The following is an 18,151-nucleotide window of genomic DNA, read 5'->3' as shown; positions in this document are numbered from 1 at the left end:
TTTGACACTCAACGTGAGCAACAAAGGGAGGCAACCGGAATGGGTGAATCTGAGCGCATCAAGCTGTTAGAGGCCGCTTTAGTCAAGTACATAGAGATGTATGGGTTTACCGATGAGGCTCGGGACTACTACATCCGCGTCTTCCAACTTAAGTCGTCCGAGACGCATCATTAAAGATAAACACAGCTAGTTGCACCCATACGGGGGGCGGGACGTGTAAATCTGTGATTTCCGTTGTAATCGTAACTGTGTGAACTCTTCACAGATTTCCATGAATGCTCAAGGCGTACAGAACGCGGTTCATGTGGTTTGATCTGAGGTCGTTATCGGCTGATCCGCAGTTGGTAGTGGCGTGTTCTAAGAATCCTGTTGCTGACAACGCATAGAAAAAGAAGGCGACGGGCGCGCCTGTAAATCCGAACTGGTAGAAGTACTGGCTGCGGGAGGCTTAGCCGCCAGCGTAGTCCTTAAGCGCAGTAAGGATTATGTCGATTTCTCTTATTTCGAGTGTGTATGAGGAAGCCACATGCCCCTCAAGCCGCCTTAGGCAATCATCACTTAGCCTTCCTGCCGGGACGGGCGTGACTCCTTCGAGGTCGTCCTTAGTATAACGTAACAAACCACTACAGCTAATGTAGCTTTCTTCCTTCGGCATTTTAGCCCAGTCGTTGCGGTCTATTTTCATAGCACCCTCAAAGGGGTCAGAGCTTATGAAAAGCATCGCGCCCTTCGAGAGCGCTATCGCAACATGATATTTATCGCGGGTTTCATGGCCGATTGCCTTCTCAGTCACGAACTTGAAAATATCGCCAACTTTAGCAGGCATTACATTGCTTTGGACGTGAACGACAAATCCGAAACTCGGCTTTCTTTTGAAGCGTCTTCAGCCAAGAAATCCTCAAATCTCATTTCGTCAGCTTTTGTTTTCCTAGACTTCCATGCCCGATCATAAGCGAAGTGGTCATGCGTCAGCTGGTAAAGCTGATCAAACGACATGTTCCCATACTTCTCAACAGTTTGGTCAAGAACCATCAAATCGCTCTTGGAGAATATTGACCTGTCTATTTCGCGCTTGGGATGTTCAATAACTACAATCTTATCGTGTTTGCGCATATCGAACGGCAAGTCTGATGGGTCGATCCCTAGAACTTTGTTGCCTTTCAACAAGTCAAACGCCGAGGATGCGACGGGACCAAAGGGCATAGCGACATATTTATCAAAGGTGATAGGACGCCCAAAGCGACGAAGATGCTCACGGTCAGCCAGATACAACAGCTTGACCATCTTGTACTGGTCAAGCGCTATCTCCTTCAAAGACAGATAAAGCATTGAATCGACAAGCTTTTCTGGCTTGGGTTTAAATGTGACCCTTGCGTTCATAACCAGTAGGTATAACAGAATTTCTTAGAAAACAGCCCCCGTAGTACAAATTTCGCAAAGAGTTATGCGTGTGAGGCCCGCCTTCACAAACCCCCATCCCTATCCAGCTGCCTACGAAACTCACCCTCACAAGTTTCTAACTTGTGCGCTTACTCCTCCCAATGGGGGGATACAGGGGTGGATTAAGAAATGTTAAAAATTATCAATTTATTGTTTTATAACGATTAAGCGCATTATAATGGTGCGGGCGGTGGGACTCGAACCCACACGGGCACAAGGCCCAACAGATTTTAAGTCTGGTATGTCTACCATTCCATCACGCCCGCAGTGCCGCGCACAATAGCTAGGTTGCGGGCGGTGTAAATGGTCAGATGCAGGGCAGCCGGCATCAAAATCACGATTGGCCCCGCGCGCCTTCGCGGCTTACGCCATGTCCGCGAGCATGATTTCCTTGACCGCTTCCATCGCCACATAGGTAGAGGTGTTGGCGACATAAGGCAGCGTGGTCACCGTTTCGCCCAGAAAACGACGGTAGGCAGCCATGTCACGGGTGCGCACCTTAAGCAGGTAATCAAAGTTCCCTGCGATCATATGGGCCTGTTCGATTTCAGGCACACGGGACACGGCCTCGTTAAAGGCGCGCAGGGCGACCTCGCGGGTGTCTTCCAAACGGACCTCTACGAAAGCCACGTGATCCAGCCCCAGACGGATCGGGTCCAGCAGGGCACGATAGCCCAGAATGACGCCGCTATCCTCAAGCCGTCGCAGCCGCGCTTGGGTGGGGGATTTGGACAGCCCGATCCGTTTGGCGAGGTCAGTGATGCTGATGCGCCCGTCTTCGGCCAGTACCGTCAGAATCGCCGCATCGAAGCGGTCCATTTTAAAGTCGTCGTTTGTCACGCAAGAGGCCCAATAATAAAGCGGTTTACCCACCAAACTGGCCGGAATCAGGAACTAATACTACTATTCCCGAGCTATTCTAGCGCAATTATCAGTTGGAGTACCTCATGGCACGCGATTCTTCCCCTATTTTGCGCCACCAGATTGACGCAGGCACCTACACCGACCAGGACAACGTCTTGCGTGAACTGGTGCGCAATGCGCATCTGTCGCCAGAGGAACGGGTCAAGATCACGCAAACCGCGGCACAGATCGTGCGCGATATCCGCGGCCATACCTCCCCCGGTATCATGGAAGTGTTTCTGGCCGAATACGGTCTGTCCACCGACGAAGGTGTCGCGCTGATGTGCCTTGCCGAAGCGCTGCTGCGTGTGCCCGACGCCGAGACCATCGACGCGCTGATCGAGGACAAGATCGCGCCCTCTGACTGGGGCCGGCATATGGGGCACTCCACCTCGCCGCTGGTGAACGCGTCCACATGGGCCCTGATGCTGACCGGCCGCGTGCTGGACGATGACCAACCCGGCCCCGTGCGCCACCTGCGCGCAGCCATCAAACGTCTGGGCGAACCGGTGATCCGCACCGCCGTCAGCCGCGCGATGAAGGAAATGGGCCGCCAGTTTGTTCTGGGCGAGAATATCAACGCCGCGATGGAACGCGCCAAGGGCATGGAGAAGAAAGGCTATACCTACAGCTATGACATGCTGGGCGAAGCCGCGCGCACCGAAAGCGATGCCAAACGCTATCACCTAAGCTACAGCCGCGCGATCTCTGCCATCGCGACGGCCTGCGTGCACAAAGACAGCCGCAAGAACCCCGGCATCTCGGTCAAGCTGTCGGCCCTGCATCCGCGCTATGAGGTAGCGCAAGAAGCATCCGTCATGCGTGATCTGGTGCCGCGTCTGAGGGCGCTTGCCTTGCTGGCGAAATCCGCCGGCATGGGGCTGAACGTCGACGCCGAGGAAGCCGACCGTCTGGGCCTTTCGCTGGATGTGATCGAAAAAGTGCTCTCCGAACCTGCGCTGTCCGGTTGGGACGGTTTCGGCATCGTGGTGCAGGCCTATGGCCCCCGCGCTGGTGTGGTGATCGATGCGCTGTATGACATGGCGATCCGCCACGACCGCAAACTGATGGTCCGCTTGGTGAAAGGCGCCTACTGGGACACCGAGATCAAACGCGCACAGGTCAAAGGTGTCGAAGGTTTCCCCGTCTTCACCCAAAAAGCTGCGACCGATGTGTCCTATATCGCCAACGCGCGCAAACTGCTGAACATGACCGACCGGATCTATCCGCAGTTCGCCACCCATAACGCGCATACGGTCGCCGCCGTACTGCATATGGCCGAGGATAAAGAGAAGTTCGAATTCCAACGTCTGCACGGCATGGGCGAAACCCTTCATAACATCGTGATGGACAAGCACGGCACCCATTGTCGCGTCTACGCCCCCGTGGGCGCACATGCCGATCTGCTGGCCTATCTTGTGCGACGCCTGTTGGAAAACGGCGCGAACTCAAGCTTTGTGAACCAGATCGTCGACGAAGACGTCGCCCCCGAGGTCGTCGCTGCCGACCCCTTCGACAGCCTCGCGGAAAGCGGTTTGCACATCCCCACCGGGCCCGAGCTTTACGCCCCCGCGCGCGTGAACTCGATGGGGTTCGATCTGATGCATACCCCGACGCTGGATGTGATCGAATCCGCCCGCGCGCCGTGGAAAGCCCACCGTTGGGCCGCTGTGCCGCTGTTGAACGGCGAGGCAAAGCCCAAGAAATCGGCACGCCTGATGAACCCTGCCGCCTCTGGCCGCAGCCCCGGCACCGTGCGCAACGCGTCCGAGGCTGATGTCGCCAAAGCGTTGGACAATGCCGCCGTCTGGGACACCCCGCTAGAGGAACGCCGCGAGGTCCTGTTGCGCGCAGCCGATATGCTGGAATCGCACTACGGCGAGATTTTCGCCCTGCTGTCGCGCGAGGCCGGCAAAGGCCTGCCCGACTGCGTGGCAGAGCTGCGCGAGGCGGTGGATTTCCTGCGCTACTACGCACAGCAGGCGACCAACACACCCCCCGCCGGCATTTTCACCTGCATCTCGCCGTGGAACTTCCCGCTGGCGATTTTCTGCGGGCAGGTCAGCGCGGCACTGGCTGCGGGCAATGCGGTGCTGGCCAAGCCGGCGGAACAGACCCCGCTGATCGCCTTCCTTGCCGTGACCTTGCTGCATGATGCCGGCGTGCCCCGTCACGCGTTGCAACTGCTGCCCGGCGGTGGCGAAGTCGGCGCGGCGCTGACCTCGGACAAACGGATCAACGGTGTGGCCTTCACCGGATCTACCGCCACAGCGCTGCGCATCCGGTCCGCGATGGCTGAACATTGTGACCCCGGTGCAATTCTGATCGCGGAAACGGGGGGGCTGAACGCCATGATCGTCGACAGCACCGCCCTGCCCGAACAGGCCGTGCAATCGGTTGTCGAAAGCGCCTTCCAATCTGCCGGGCAACGCTGTTCTGCCCTGCGCTGTCTCTATATTCAGGAAGACATCGCCGAAGATGTGATCGAGATGCTGGAAGGCGCGATGGACGCGCTGGTCATGGGCAACCCTTGGGACATCTCGACCGACGTGGGCCCCGTGATCGACGAGACCGCGCAAAAAGGCATCGCCGAGCATATCGAGACCGCCCGCGCCGAGGGCCGGATCATCGCCGAGCTGACCGCCCCCACCGTCGGCACTTTCATCGCGCCGACAATGATCCGCGTGAACGGGATCGCGGATCTGGAGCGCGAGATTTTCGGCCCCGTCCTGCACATCGCCACGTTCAAGGCGACCGAGCTCGACAAGGTCATCGACGCGATCAATGCCACAGGCTACGGGCTGACCTTCGGGCTGCACACCCGCATCGATGACCGGGTGCAGCATGTCTCGGAACGGATCGAGGCGGGCAACATATACGTCAACCGCAACCAGATCGGCGCGATCGTCGGCAGCCAGCCCTTCGGCGGCGAAGGCCTGTCGGGTACAGGTCCGAAAGCGGGCGGTCCGAACTACCTTCCCCGTTTCAGCGCGCCTGACCTCAAGGTGGTGGAGGACACATGGGACAGCACGCAGAAAGACCTGCCCAAGCTGCCCGGCCACAGTGGGGCCTTTCTTGAAACCATCACGCTGCCGGGGCCTACGGGCGAATCCAACCGGCTCAGCACCCTGCCGCGTCCGGCGCTCTTGTGCATGGGGCCGGGCAAGGACACCGCAGCCGAGCAAGCCCGCGCGGTCACGGCCCTTGGCGGGAATGCGGTAGAACTGTCGGGCAGCATCGACGCGACCGCGCTGACCGATGGGCCAGCCTATGGTGGTGTGCTCTGGTGGGGTGACGAGGCGACCGCGCGCAAACTGGAACAAGCCCTGTCTGAACGCGACGGGTCGATCATCCCGCTGCTGCGCGGGCTTCCAGATACCGCCCGCGTCCGCGCCGAACGCCATGTCTGCGTCGACACCACCGCCTCTGGCGGGAACGCGCAGCTGCTGGGGGCTGCCGGCTGATCTGCCACATGGGCGGGCGTGCGACGCCCGCCCTTGACCACACCCGCGCAATGGCTAAGGGTCAGCCCATGTTCCCCATTCGCGATCACAACCCGTCCGGCCGCACGCCCTATGTCACCTATCTGCTGATGGCGGTGAATATCGGCGTTTTCCTCAGCTATGTCGGGCTTTTCAGCGACGACCGCGCGCTCAATATCTTCTTCTTCGACTGGGCGCTCATCCCCGGCCGCGTTACCACGGGGGATGGCTATACCGGCATCCTCACCTCGATGTTCCTGCATGGCGGCTGGATGCATCTCGCGGGTAACATGCTGTTTCTCTACATCTTTGGCGACAATATAGAGGACGAGATGGGCCACGGTGCCTATCTGCTATTCTATCTCGCCTGCGGGCTGCTGTCGGCGCTGGCCCATGTGATCTCTGCCCCCTATTCGCCGGTCCCGACAGTCGGGGCATCGGGCGCGATTGCGGGGGTGATGGGCGGCTATCTGTTGCTTTACCCCAAAGCCAAGGTCGACATCCTGATCATCTTTATCGTGTTCTTCCGCATCTTCCCGATCCCCGCATGGATCATGCTGGGCTTGTGGCTGGGGATGCAGTTTATCGGTGGCGTCGGGGCGGACCCGACCGTGGGCGGTGTCGCCTACTGGGCGCACGCGGGCGGATTTATCGTGGGGATGGTGCTGACCATTCCGCTGTGGCTGCGCTTGGGCGGGCCGCGCTTCTGGTCGGCCACGGACGGCCACCCGCCGCACCCGCAAGCGACCTACCCCACCTCCGCCAGCCGTATCCCGAAAGTGAAACGAAAATGACCGCCAGCACCCATAGCGCGACCTGTCACTGCGGCAGCGTCACCCTGACCGCCACCCTGCCAGAGGGACTCTCCTCTGCCACACGCTGCACCTGTTCCTTTTGCCGCCGCCGCGCGGCACCGGCGGTGACGGCGCTCACCAGCACGCTCAAGGTGACCAAAGGGGCCGAGCATCTGACGCTCTACACCTGGGGCACCCATACGGCGAAACATTACTTCTGCAAGATCTGTGGCATCTACATGTACCACCAGCGTCGATCCGACCCCGCGCAATGCGGCGTCAATCTGGGGTGTCTCGACGGGGCCGCGCCCTGGACGCAGGAACCGATCCCCTACACCGACGGTATCAACCACCCGTCAGACAAATAGCCGACGGGCGCTTCCAAATGGTTTAAATCCTCGCCGAAGGCATCCCGCCCTCGGCCACAGGATCACCCGCGTGCAATTTTTGAAAATCCGCTGAACAATGCCTCATTCGCGCAGACGATCTCGCCATCGTCCAGGATGTTGCCTTCGGGGTTCAGTGGCTCGACCATGCCGCCTGCTTCGCGCACGATCAACATGCCCGCTGCCAGATCCCATTTGTTCAACCGGCGCTCCCAGTAGCCATCATAGCGACCAGCGGCCACATAGGCCAGATCCAGCGCGGCAGAGCCCCAGCGACGCACACCGGCGCAGACCGGCAAGATGCGGCCCAGATCACGCAGGGTGTCCGGCAAATCTCCGCGACCGCCAAAGGGCAGACCGGTGGCAAAAACCGATTCAATCATCCGCGAACGGCCCGAGACACGCAAACGGCCTTCGTTCATCCAGGCACCGGTGCCTTTTTCGGCAAAGAACATCTCGTCCTTGGCGGGATCAAAGACGACGCCCGCGACGATCTGGCCTTTATGCTCCAGCGCGATGGAGACCGCCCAATGGGGCAGACCGTGCAAAAAGTTCGTTGTCCCGTCCAGCGGATCGACGATCCAGCGGCGTGTGGGGTCTTGGCCCTCTTCCTCACCACCCTCTTCGGCCAGCCAGCCATAGGTCGGGCGTGCGCCCATCAGTTCGGCCTTGAGCGTCTTTTCCGCCTGAATATCGGCGCGGCTGACAAAGTCGCCGGCCCCCTTCATGGACACCTGAAGGTTCTCGACCTCACGGAAATCCTTGACCAACCCGCGCCCCGCTCGGCGGGCCGCCTTGATCATGATGTTTAGATTTGCACTGCCAACCATATTTCCGTGTCCTTTGATGGATCAGGCCGTGCGTATAAGCCCCCATGCCGGATTTGCCAAGGGGGCAGCGGCATCTGACGCAACGTGGCGCGCGCGGTTGCCTTGCTTGCCTTCGATTTCCATATAACGTGCCAGAAACATTGCTAAGGAGGAAAGCAAAATGTCCGACCAGATGAAACGAATTGTGCTTGCGTCGCGCCCTGACGGGGCCCCGACCGCCGATAACTTCCGCCTTGAAGAAGGGCCCGTGCCCACCCCCGGTGACGGCGAAGTGCTGGTCCGTGTGAAATACATGTCGCTTGACCCCTATATGCGTGGCCGCATGGACGACGCGAAATCCTATGCGGCCCCGGTACCTGTCGGCGGCACGATGGAGGGCGGTTCGGTCGGGGAGGTCATCGCCTCCAACAGCCCCGACTTCAAACCCGGCGATCATGCGTTCGGGATGCTGGGCTGGGCCACCCATGGCGTGCTGCCTGCGAACCAACTGCGCAAGGTCGATCCGGATCAGGTGTCGATCACCACGTCGCTTGGGGTTCTGGGCATGCCCGGATTTACCGGCTGGCAAGGTTTGATGGAATATGGTCGCCCGAAGGAGGGTGAAACACTCGTCGTCGCGGCGGCAACGGGTCCGGTCGGGTCGATGGTCGGCCAGATCGCCAAGTCGCACGGGCTGCGCGTCGTGGGCATTGCGGGCGGCGCGGACAAATGCGCCATGGCCAAGGAACACTTTGGCTTTGACGAATGCATCGACCACCGCGCCTATGACGACGCGAAATCCCTGCGCGCCGCGTTGAAAGACGCCTGCCCCAAGGGGATCGACATCTATTTTGAAAACGTCGGTGGCAAAGTGCTTGAAGCCGTGATCCCGATGATGAACCCGCATGGGCGTATCCCGATCTGCGGTATGATCGCATGGTATAACGCCGGTGGTCTGGGTGCTGGTGCCGCCGAAGAGGCGCTGACCGCGCCGAAACTCTGGCGCACGATCCTTGTGAACTTCCTCAGCGTGAACGGCTTCATCATCTCGAACCATTGGAACAACTTCCCCAAGTTCCTCAAGGAAGTCGCCCCCAAGGTCGCCGACGGCACCATTGCGGTGAAAGAGGACATTACCGAGGGTCTGGAAAACGCGCCACAAGCGTTCATGGACCTGTTGACCGGTGGCAACCAAGGCAAGGCCATCGTCAAGGTTGGCTAACACCCTACCGGCGGGGGCGTCCGCGCCCCTGCCCTTTATCGCATGAATGCGAGCCCCCCGCCCCCTTGAAAAACACCGCGTCACGTGTCATATATTTTACGACACATGACGAAAAGGAGTTCAGCCATGGGTGCGACGGCCTTTCAATCCGACAGCAGTGCAATCCCCCTGATCGACGTGGATGCAGAGGACGCCGTGCGTGCCTTTCATCTGCTGGGCGGGCGCAAGGTGATCAACCAGACGGTGCGCAACTCGCTTGATGCGCATGATGTGATCGTCAAAGGCATTTCCTCGAAAGCGCTGCTGCATCTGGTCGATACCGTGTCGGTGTTGTCCTCGGGCGATGCGCTGAACAAGGCGATCGGGATGAGCCTGCGCACGCTTCAGCGCAAGAAAGCCGACAAGGGCAAGGACCGTCTGTCCCCCGAACAAAGCAGCCGCGCGTGGCGCTTTGCCGAGCTACTGGCGCAGGCGACGGACGTCTTGGGCGATCAGGACGCGGCAGAAGCATGGATGCTGGCCCCTGCCATCGGCCTTGATAACCGCCGTCCGATTGACCTGCTGTCGTCGGCAGCGGGGGCGGAAGCCGTTGAAAACGCGCTCACCCGGATGGAGTACGGGGTCTACGCTTGACCCCTTTGCCCCCGCCGCTTGGGACGGGCGAGCTGCGTTTTTGGCGGCTGGATCAACGGCAGCATGCGCCCACATGGCACAGCGGCGAAGGGGCTTACCGCGTCGGTGGACGCTGGAACAGCAGCGGTGTGCGGGCGGTCTATACCGCGCTCGACCCTGCCACCGCGATCCTCGAGGTTGCGGTGCACAAGGGGTTCAAGGCGCTGGACACCGCGCATCACGTGCTGACATCAGGCCGTGTGATCGACCCGACGACGGTGCATATGGTGCAAGCCGCGGATGTCCCCAACCCGAACTGGCTGGTGCCCGGTGCCCATGGTGCGGGGCAAAAGGGGTTTGGCGACGCGCTGCTGCGCGATCACCTGTTTGTGCTGATCCCGTCAACGGTATCGCGGCACAGCTGGAACCTGATCTTTGACGCCCAAAAGGCAGCCGATCACTACGACGATGTGGTGCAGGAAGACTTCGCGCTCGACCCGCGGCTGCACCGCTAAGGGCAGCAGCGATCAGGCCCGCTGCAGTTTGCGCGCCTCTTCCCCTGCCAACCCCAAGAGCTTGGTCATAAAAGGTTTCTCCAGATCATCCTCGCGCACCGCCGCATAAAGCCTGCGGGTGATGCCGTTCTCGGTCAGCGGACGGGTGACGTAATCATTGCTATATTTCACCTCGCGCACGACCCAATCGGGCAGCACCGATACGCCCCTGTTCGACGCGACCAGCAGCAGGATCACCGCCGTAAGCTCCACCTGCCGGATCGCCAGCGGTTCGACCTTGGCGGGGATCAAGAGCTGGCTGAACACATCCAGACGGGTCCGTTCCACCGGATAGGTGATCAGCGTCTCGCCCCTGAAATCCGCCGCTTCAACAAAGGGCTTCTGCGCCAAGGGATGCGTGCTGGAGGCGACAAAGACCGCCTTGTAATCAAACAGCTCGACGAATTTCACGCCCGGCAGCTCTTCGGGGTCGGAAGACACCACCAGATCGACTTCTTCGCGCAGCAAGGCAGGTAAGGCGTCAAAGGCCAGACCGGGGCGGATATCGACATCCACATCGGGCCAGCTTTTGCGGAATTGTTCGAGCACGGGGAACAGCCATTCGAAACAGGCGTGACATTCGATCGCGATATGCATGCGGCCTGTGCTGCCCGCGCGCAGACCCATGAATTCGGCCTGCGCTGCTTCAAGCTGCGGCAAGACCTGCTGCGCCAGCTTGAGCAGCCGCAAGCCTGCGGGCGACAGCTTCAGCGGCTTGGACCGGCGCACGAACAGTTCCACGCCAGCCTGATCCTCCAACCCCTTTACCTGATGGGACAGGGCTGATTGGGTGATGTTCATCGTCTCTGCTGCGCGGGCCAGCCCGCCTGCTTCGTGAATCGCCTGAATGGTGCGCAGGTGACGGAACTCGATATGCATATGAGGCGTTCCTCATGTTGAAAATGAAAGTTATGAGTTTGTTTCACAACCGCATCTGTGCGACAAGAGACGAAAGCTAAAAACAGGATCGTAAAAATGACCAGTCCCGCCGTTTCATTCGAAGTCTTCCCGCCCAAATCCGTGGACGCGTCGTTCCGTCTTTGGGACACGGCGCAGGCCCTGGCACCGCTGGCCCCACGTTTCTTTTCCGTGACCTACGGCGCGGGCGGGTCTACCCGCGACCTGACCCATGATTCTGCCCATGTGCTGCGCCGCACCTCTGGCCTGCCCGTTGCCGCGCATCTGACCTGCGTGGGGGCCAGCAAGGCCGAAACGCTTGAGGTCGCCGACAGCTTTGCCGAGATCGGCGTGACCGATATTGTCGCCCTGCGCGGGGATCCCGAAAACGGTGCACCGACCTTCACGCCCCACGCGGACGGCTTTGCCGACAGTGTCGAGCTGATCGAGGCGCTGGCAAAGACCGGCAAGTTCACCCTGCGCGTCGGGGCCTACCCCGAACCGCACCCCGAATCCCATGATCAGGCGCAAAACGTCGAATGGCTGAAACGCAAATTCGACGCTGGCGCGGACGAGGCAATCACCCAGTTCTTCTTCGAGACCGAAACATTCCTGCGCTTCCGCGACGCCTGTGCCGCGGCGGGGATCACCAAGACGATCACCCCGGGCATCATGCCGGTGACAAACTGGAAATCGGCGCGCAACTTTGCCACCCGCTGTGGGGCCAGCGTGCCTGCAGCACTGGACGAAGCCTATGCCGCCGCGATCCGCGATGACCGCCACGATCTGCTGTCCACCGCGCTCTGCACCGAAATGTGCAGCGAGCTGGTGTCGGAAGGTGTCGAGAACCTGCACTTCTACACGCTCAACCGGCCCGAGCTGACCCGTGCTGTCTGTCGTGCCCTTGGGGTGACGGCGCAAACATCGCTGTCCGACGTGGCGTAAAACCACCGCACAACTTGCCCTTGGGTCAAGAACAGAACAGTCTTCTCCGGCATTCAACTGCCGGAGATTTTTTATGCCACGCCTCGCCGAAACACCCGAAGATTTGCTGAGCCAATCCGAAGCGCTCTCTCTCAGCGGGTTGGAATTCATGCAGAAGATCCTGGACGGCACCAACCCCGGCCCGCCCATTGGCGGCACCTTGGGCTATGCGCTGCATGACGTGTCCGAGGGCCGCGCGGTATTTCGCGGCACGCCCGAATTCAACGTGACCAACCCGATGGGGACCGTCCATGGGGGCTGGTACGGCACCTTGCTCGATTCCGCGATGGCCTGCGCCGTGATGACCAAAGTCCCGCGCGGGTCGGTTTATACGACCCTGGAATACAAGATTAACATTCTGCGTTCGATCCCCTTGGGCATGCAGATCGACTGCATCGGAACGACCGATCACGTGGGTCGTTCTACCGGTGTCGCACATGGCGAAATTCGCGGGGTCGAGGATGGCAAGCTGTATGCCACCGGTTCAACCACCTGCATCGTGATGAAGATCACGAGCTAACCCCCTGCCTCGGGGCGGGTGATGCGCCCCGAGACAAGCCAAGCTCACTCTGCCGCGATGACGCTGTCGTTCAGCAAGGCCCAGACTTTATGCGGTGTGAACGGCATGTCGGCCTGACGCACGCCACGCTCCCACAGGGCATCCTGTACCGCGTTCGACACGGCCGCCAATGCGCCCACGGTCCCCGCCTCGCCACAACCCTTCATCCCCATCAGGTTCGCCGTAGATGGCACGGGTTCGGAGTTGAAGGACACGAACGGCACATCCGCCGCGCGCGGGATCGCGTAATCCATGAAAGAGGCCGTCAGCAGCTGGCCGTCTTCGTCATAGACCACATGCTCCTGAATAGCCTGGCCGATGCCCTGCACCACCCCGCCATGCACCTGACCTTCGGCCAGCATCGGGTTGATCAGATTGCCAAAATCATCCACCACCGTATAGCGGTCGACGGTCACAACGCCTGTTTCGGGGTCGATCACAACTTCTGATACATGCGCCCCGTTGGGATAGCTGCGCCCCGGCAAAGTCGCCCGTTCGTGGTGTACCAGCAGATCGTCGCGGCCTTTCTGGCGGGCCATCTCGGCGACTTCCAGCATGGTGGGGGTCATGTTCGACCCGTCCGCGCGGAAGCGTTCGTCGTCAAAGCTGATCTGCGCCGCCGGCACGCCCATTTCGTCAGACAGAAAGGCGGTGAAAGCTTCGGTCATCTTGGCCACCGTCGCCAGCGTTGCCGTGCTTTGCGTGGTGACAGAGCGCGAGCCGCCGGTCCCGCCGCCCTGTTTGATCAGATCGCTATCGCCTTGAATGACATGGATCAATTCAGCCGGGATCCCGGTCTGATCCGACAGGAATTGCGCATAGACGGTTTCATGCCCCTGCCCGTTCGATTGAGTGCCAACATAGATGAACACGGTGCCGTCTTCGTTGAACGCGACCTTGGCCCCCTCTGCCGGATCGCCAAGGATGCTTTCGATGTAATAGCAAAGCCCCTGCCCGCGCAGCAGCCCCTTGGCCGCATCCGCCGCCTTGCGCGCTGCAAAGCCATCATGATCCGCCTCGACGGCGACGCGGGTCAGCAAGCGGTTGAATTCGCCCACATCGTAATGCTCGCCCGTGGCAGAGGTATAGGGAAACTGTTCGGGCTTGATAAAGTTGATCCGGCGCAGCTCCCACGGGTCGACGCCCAACTCGCGCGCGGCGCGGTCCATCAAGCGCTCCAGCACATAGATCGCCTCGGGTCGGCCGGCACCACGATAAGCATCGGTCTGCACCGTATTGGTGTAGTAGCCTTCGACCTGCAGCCATGTGGTCTGCACATCATAGACACCCATCAAGACCTTGCTGAACAGCAGCGCCTGAATGGGCTGGCCGAACTGGCTGTTATAGGCCCCGAGGTTGCATTTGGTGCGGACGCGGTAGGCCGTGATCTTGTTGTTTTCGTCAAAGGCGAATTCCGCAAGCGAGGTGAGATCGCGCCCGCCATTGTCGCTGAGCATGGCTTCGGTCCGGTCCGACATCCAGCGCACCGGACGCCCCAAGGCCCGCGCCGCCTGCGCGACCGAGAAATATTCGGGATAGGCTGCCGCCTTCATGCCGAAACCGCCGCCTGTGTCGGGGTTTGTGACTTGTACGTGGTCATCATCCAGCCCGAAAACGCGCTTGAGGTTGCCCTTGTGCACCCAGACGCCCTGCCCGTTGTTCGCAAGATGCACCTTGCCGTCGTTCCATTCCGCATAGCAGCCGCGCGGCTCCATCGCGTTGACGATGATACGGTTGTCGCCCACGTTCAGGCTGACGGTTTTCGCTGCGGCATCAAATGCCTTTTGCGTCGCCGCCTCGTCGCCCATGCCCCAGTCGAACGCCATGTTGTCCGGCGCTTCGGGGTGCAGCGTCTCGCCGCCCCGCTCCAACGTCATATGGGTGGGCAAATCGTCAACGTCGAATGCGATCAGCTCCGCCGCGTCGCGCGCCTGGTTCAATGTCTCGGCAATCACCACCGCGACGGGCTCTCCCACGAAGCGCACGCGCCCCTTGGCAAGCATCGGACGCAAGGGCTTGGCCCCTTCCGTGCCATCGCGGTTCTGCAACACGGTCGCCGCCATAGAGATATCCATCCCCGCCGCTTCCAGATCCTCGATCGTGAGCACCGCATGCACGCCCTCTGCCTCGACCGCATCTGTGACATCCAGCGTCGTGATCACCCCATGTGCGACGGGCGAGCGGAAGAAATAGGCATGCAGCGCGTCGGTTGGCGCGATGTCATCCACATAGCGCCCCTCGCCGGTCAGAAACCGCACATCCTCGACCCGTTTGACCGGTTGGCTTTTCCCGAATTTTTCCATCTGGCGGCATCCTTTGATCATCATCTTGGTGTTGCGCCCGACCTTAAGCGCCAAACCGGCGATGTCCATACGACGCGGGGCGAAAGCTGGGGCTGCTACGCCAAGTTTTCGGCCCCCCAGCCTTCCCCTTTACGCCCCGCTCGGCTAGATCATCCCAAAGCTCAAAGCGCTACGTGAATAGAAGGACGCTGATCATGGCCCTCGACAAGAATTTTGACGCCGCCCAGGCCGAAGCCCGCCTCTATGCCGCATGGGAAGAGTCCGGTGCCTTCAAGGCCGGTGCCAATGCCTCGCGCAAGGAAACCTTTTCGGTCATGATCCCGCCGCCCAACGTGACAGGATCGCTGCACATGGGCCACGCGTTCAACAATACATTGCAGGATATTCTGGTGCGTTGGCACCGGATGCGCGGCTTTGACACGCTGTGGCAGCCCGGTCAGGACCACGCCGGTATTGCGACGCAGATGGTAGTGGAACGCGAGCTTGCCAAAGACGGCAAACGCCGCACTGATTTCACCCGCGAGGATTTCACCGCCAAGGTCTGGGAGCAAAAGCAGAAGTCCGGCGGCACGATCATCGGCCAGCTCAAACGCCTTGGCACCTCGCTTGATTGGTCGCGCAACGCCTTTACCATGTCCGGTGCCCCCGGTGCCCCCGCGGGCGAGGAAGGCAACTTCCACGACGCCGTGATCAAGGTCTTCGTGGATATGTACAACAAGGGCCTGATCTATCGCGGCAAGCGTCTGGTCAACTGGGACCCGCATTTCGAGACGGCGATTTCCGACCTCGAGGTCGAATCCACCGAAGTCGACGGGCACATGTGGCACTTCAAATACCCGCTGGCCGATGGCGCGACCTATACGTACGTCGAGAAAGACGAAGACGGTAACGTGACGCTTTCCGAGGAACGCGACTATATCTCTATCGCCACGACCCGCCCCGAAACCATGCTGGGCGATGGCGCGGTCGCGGTACACACCTCCGACGAACGCTATGCGCCGATCGTTGGCAAGCTGTGTGAAATCCCCGTTGGCCCCAAGGCGCAGCGCCGCCGTATCCCGATCATCACCGACGAATACCCCGACAAGAATTTCGGCTCGGGCGCGGTGAAGATCACCGGCGCCCATGACTTCAACGACTACGGCGTCGCCAAACGCAACAACATCCCGCTCTACGCGCTGATGGACACCCGCGGTGCCATGCGCGCCGACGGCCTGCCCTATGACGCCGCCGCAGAACGCGCGGCCGCCGTCGCTGAAGGCCGCGAAGACGCGCCTGCGGACGCGACAGAGATCAACCTCGTCCCCGACGCATACCGCGGCCTCGACCGGTTCGAGGCGCGCACCAAGGTCATTGCCGACATCACCGCCGAAGGCCTCGCGGTCATGGTGCCGCCGACCGATCCGCGTTTGGGCAAACCCGTCAAAGCCCCCCTCGCCCCCGAAGAAGGCGGCGAAGAGCGGGACGAGACGCTGGTCCCGTTGGTCGAGCCCAAAAAGATCATGCAGCCGTTCGGCGACCGGTCGAAAGTGGTGATCGAACCGATGCTGACCGATCAATGGTTTGTCGAGACCTCGAAGATCGTGCAACCCGCCATCGACGCGGTGCGCAACGGCGAAGTACAGATCCTGCCCGAACAGGACCGCAAGGTATACTTCAACTGGCTGGAAAACATCGAACCCTGGTGCATCTCGCGCCAATTGTGGTGGGGGCACCAGATACCAGTGTGGTTCGACGACGAGGGCAAGGAATACTGCGCGGCAACCGAAGCCGAAGCGCAGGCGATGGCCCCCGGCAAGACGCTCACCCGCGACCCTGATGTTCTCGACACGTGGTTCTCCTCGGGCCTCTGGCCCATCGGCACGCTCGGCTGGCCAGAACAGACGGATGAGCTGGCGAAATACTTCCCCACTTCAGTGCTGATCACCGGCTTTGACATCATCTTTTTCTGGGTCGCCCGGATGATGATGATGCAATACGCCGTGGTCGATCAAAAGCCGTTTGATACAGTCTATGTCCACGCGCTGGTGCGCGACGAGAAGGGCAAGAAGATGTCCAAATCGCTTGGCAACGTGCTGGACCCACTGGACCTGATCGATGAATACGGCGCGGATGCGGTGCGCTTTACCCTGACGGCAATGGCCGCCATGGGGCGCGACCTGAAACTGTCGACCGCACGCATCGCCGGCTACCGCAACTTCGGCACCAAACTGTGGAACGCCCACCGTTTCGCCGAGATGAACGGCGTGTTCGAGGACAGCGTCGCGGCGGTGACCTACACCAGCCACACCCAGGTCGATCACACGCTGAACAAATGGATCATCGGCGAAACCGCCCGCGTCCGCGAAGAGGTCGACGCAGCACTGGACAACTACCGTTTTAATGACGCGGCCAATGCGCTTTATGCCTTTGTCTGGGGCAAGGTCTGCGACTGGTATGTCGAGCTCTCCAAACCCCTGCTGCAAGACGACGCGCCAGAGGCCGCCGAGACTCGCCAGACGCTGAAATGGGTGCTGGATCAATGCCTTGTACTGCTCCACCCGATCATGCCCTACATCACCGAGGAACTGTGGCAGACCACAGCGACCCGTCCCAAGATGCTGGTGCATGGCGACTGGCCGACCTACAGCACCGCCGAGATGCTGGACGCTGATGCCGACCGCGAACTCAACTGGGTGATCGGCCTGATCGAATCCATTCGTTCAGCACGTCAACAGATGCATGTGCCTGCGGGGCTCAAAGTGCCCATGCTTTACACCGATATGGACGACGCCGGCCAAACCGCATGGGACCGCAACGAGGCGATGATCAAACGTCTGGCGCGGGTCGAAACCCTTGAGAAGGCAGAAAGCTTCCCCAAAGGCACTGTCTCCATCGCCGCGCCGGGCGCGAGCTTTGGCCTCCCGCTTGCGGGGCTGATCGACATCGACGCGGAAAAAGCGCGTCTGCAAAAGTCGCTGGATAAGCTGGGTAAAGAAATCGGCGGACTGAAAGGACGTCTGAACAACCCCAAATTCGCCGCCTCCGCCCCGGCGGAGGTCGTCGCGGAAGCCCAAAGCAACCTTGATGCGCGGCAGGAAGAAGCGGACCAGCTTCAGGCCGCTCTGAACCGTTTGGCCGAGCTGGGATAATCAGCACCGCTTCCAAATGGCTTTAAATCCTCGCCGAAGGCAAAAATCTCTTTTGACGCTCCAAAAGATGCCTTC

At 60.5% G+C, this 18,151-nt stretch carries 15 protein-coding genes and 1 tRNA gene; 9 read left to right on the top strand and 7 right to left on the bottom strand.

Going from position 1 to position 18,151, the window contains the following annotated elements:
• Positions 1-448: 448 nt before the first annotated feature.
• From B4F27_RS14260 to B4F27_RS14245, 4 genes are all read right to left on the bottom strand, one after another.
• Positions 449-826, bottom strand: a complete 378-nt coding sequence (locus tag B4F27_RS14260; RefSeq protein ID WP_286759946.1) for a hypothetical protein — start codon at positions 824-826, stop codon at positions 449-451.
• A complete protein-coding gene (locus B4F27_RS14255) occupies positions 826-1,329 on the bottom strand; it encodes a Panacea domain-containing protein (RefSeq protein ID WP_286759945.1) in 504 nt (167 codons plus the stop codon). The genes B4F27_RS14260 and B4F27_RS14255 overlap by 1 nt, the downstream gene beginning before the upstream one ends.
• A 290-nt stretch (positions 1,330-1,619) precedes the next feature.
• A tRNA-Leu gene (locus tag B4F27_RS14250) sits at positions 1,620-1,706 on the bottom strand.
• Positions 1,707-1,803: 97 nt separating this feature from the next.
• The gene (locus B4F27_RS14245) at positions 1,804-2,259 is read right to left on the bottom strand and encodes an Lrp/AsnC family transcriptional regulator (RefSeq protein ID WP_005849280.1); all 456 of its coding nucleotides are present in this window, start codon (positions 2,257-2,259) and stop codon (positions 1,804-1,806) included.
• 128 nt (positions 2,260-2,387) lie between these two features.
• On the opposite strand from B4F27_RS14245, the gene putA reads away from it, so the two are divergent.
• The 3 genes from putA to B4F27_RS14230 all read left to right on the top strand — a co-directional run bounded on the left by putA (position 2,388) and on the right by B4F27_RS14230 (position 6,987).
• Entirely contained in the window at positions 2,388-5,807 is a 3,420-nt protein-coding gene (putA, locus tag B4F27_RS14240) for a bifunctional proline dehydrogenase/L-glutamate gamma-semialdehyde dehydrogenase PutA (protein WP_286759944.1), read from the top strand.
• 68 nt (positions 5,808-5,875) lie between these two features.
• Positions 5,876-6,619: a rhomboid family intramembrane serine protease gene (locus B4F27_RS14235; protein ID WP_005849284.1), complete on the top strand. Its 744-nt coding sequence runs from the start codon at positions 5,876-5,878 to the stop codon at positions 6,617-6,619.
• Positions 6,616-6,987: a GFA family protein gene (locus B4F27_RS14230; RefSeq protein ID WP_074634592.1), complete on the top strand. Its 372-nt coding sequence runs from the start codon at positions 6,616-6,618 to the stop codon at positions 6,985-6,987. The genes B4F27_RS14235 and B4F27_RS14230 overlap by 4 nt, the downstream gene beginning before the upstream one ends.
• A 62-nt stretch (positions 6,988-7,049) precedes the next feature.
• Here the strand turns inward: B4F27_RS14230 and B4F27_RS14225 are convergent, their stop codons facing one another.
• Complete coding sequence (locus B4F27_RS14225) at positions 7,050-7,835, bottom strand: inositol monophosphatase family protein (RefSeq protein WP_005849287.1); 786 nt, start codon at positions 7,833-7,835, stop codon at positions 7,050-7,052.
• 160 nt (positions 7,836-7,995) lie between these two features.
• On the opposite strand from B4F27_RS14225, the gene B4F27_RS14220 reads away from it, so the two are divergent.
• The 3 genes from B4F27_RS14220 (at position 7,996) to B4F27_RS14210 (ending at position 10,163) form a co-directional block, all read left to right on the top strand.
• Positions 7,996-9,036, top strand: coding sequence for an NADP-dependent oxidoreductase (locus B4F27_RS14220; RefSeq protein WP_005849292.1), 1,041 nt, complete (start codon positions 7,996-7,998; stop codon positions 9,034-9,036).
• A 126-nt stretch (positions 9,037-9,162) separates the two neighbouring features.
• Entirely contained in the window at positions 9,163-9,669 is a 507-nt protein-coding gene (gene parS / locus B4F27_RS14215) for a type II toxin-antitoxin system Xre/ParS family antitoxin (RefSeq protein WP_037963804.1), read from the top strand.
• Positions 9,666-10,163 carry an RES family NAD+ phosphorylase gene (locus tag B4F27_RS14210; protein ID WP_005849296.1) on the top strand — a complete coding sequence of 166 codons (498 nt, stop codon included), beginning with the start codon at positions 9,666-9,668 and terminating at the stop codon, positions 10,161-10,163. Before parS ends, B4F27_RS14210 begins: the two co-directional genes overlap by 4 nt.
• A 12-nt stretch (positions 10,164-10,175) precedes the next feature.
• On the opposite strand, the gene B4F27_RS14205 is transcribed toward B4F27_RS14210, so the two are convergent.
• Positions 10,176-11,081: a LysR family transcriptional regulator gene (locus tag B4F27_RS14205; protein WP_037963802.1), complete on the bottom strand. Its 906-nt coding sequence runs from the start codon at positions 11,079-11,081 to the stop codon at positions 10,176-10,178.
• A gap of 96 nt (positions 11,082-11,177) precedes the next feature.
• On the opposite strand from B4F27_RS14205, the gene metF reads away from it, so the two are divergent.
• Entirely contained in the window at positions 11,178-12,044 is an 867-nt protein-coding gene (gene metF / locus B4F27_RS14200) for a methylenetetrahydrofolate reductase [NAD(P)H] (protein ID WP_005849299.1), read from the top strand.
• Between the two features lie 73 nt (positions 12,045-12,117).
• Complete coding sequence (locus B4F27_RS14195; protein WP_260003408.1) at positions 12,118-12,603, top strand: PaaI family thioesterase; 486 nt, start codon at positions 12,118-12,120, stop codon at positions 12,601-12,603.
• A 44-nt stretch (positions 12,604-12,647) separates the two neighbouring features.
• Here B4F27_RS14195 and B4F27_RS14190 read toward each other — a convergent pair whose 3' ends face one another.
• Complete coding sequence (locus B4F27_RS14190; RefSeq protein ID WP_286759943.1) at positions 12,648-14,945, bottom strand: xanthine dehydrogenase family protein molybdopterin-binding subunit; 2,298 nt, start codon at positions 14,943-14,945, stop codon at positions 12,648-12,650.
• 194 nt (positions 14,946-15,139) lie between these two features.
• Between B4F27_RS14190 and B4F27_RS14185 the strand changes: the two genes are divergently transcribed.
• Positions 15,140-18,076, top strand: a complete 2,937-nt coding sequence (locus B4F27_RS14185; RefSeq protein WP_286759942.1) for a valine--tRNA ligase — start codon at positions 15,140-15,142, stop codon at positions 18,074-18,076.
• The last annotated feature ends 75 nt before the right edge of the window (positions 18,077-18,151 follow it).

The organism is Sulfitobacter sp. UBA1132 (genome assembly GCF_002311545.1).
In the GTDB taxonomy this organism is placed as follows: Bacteria; Pseudomonadota; Alphaproteobacteria; order Rhodobacterales; family Rhodobacteraceae; genus Sulfitobacter; species Sulfitobacter pontiacus.
The sequence above is the reverse complement of the archived record's forward strand: the minus strand, read 5'-3'. Positions and strand labels throughout refer to the sequence as shown.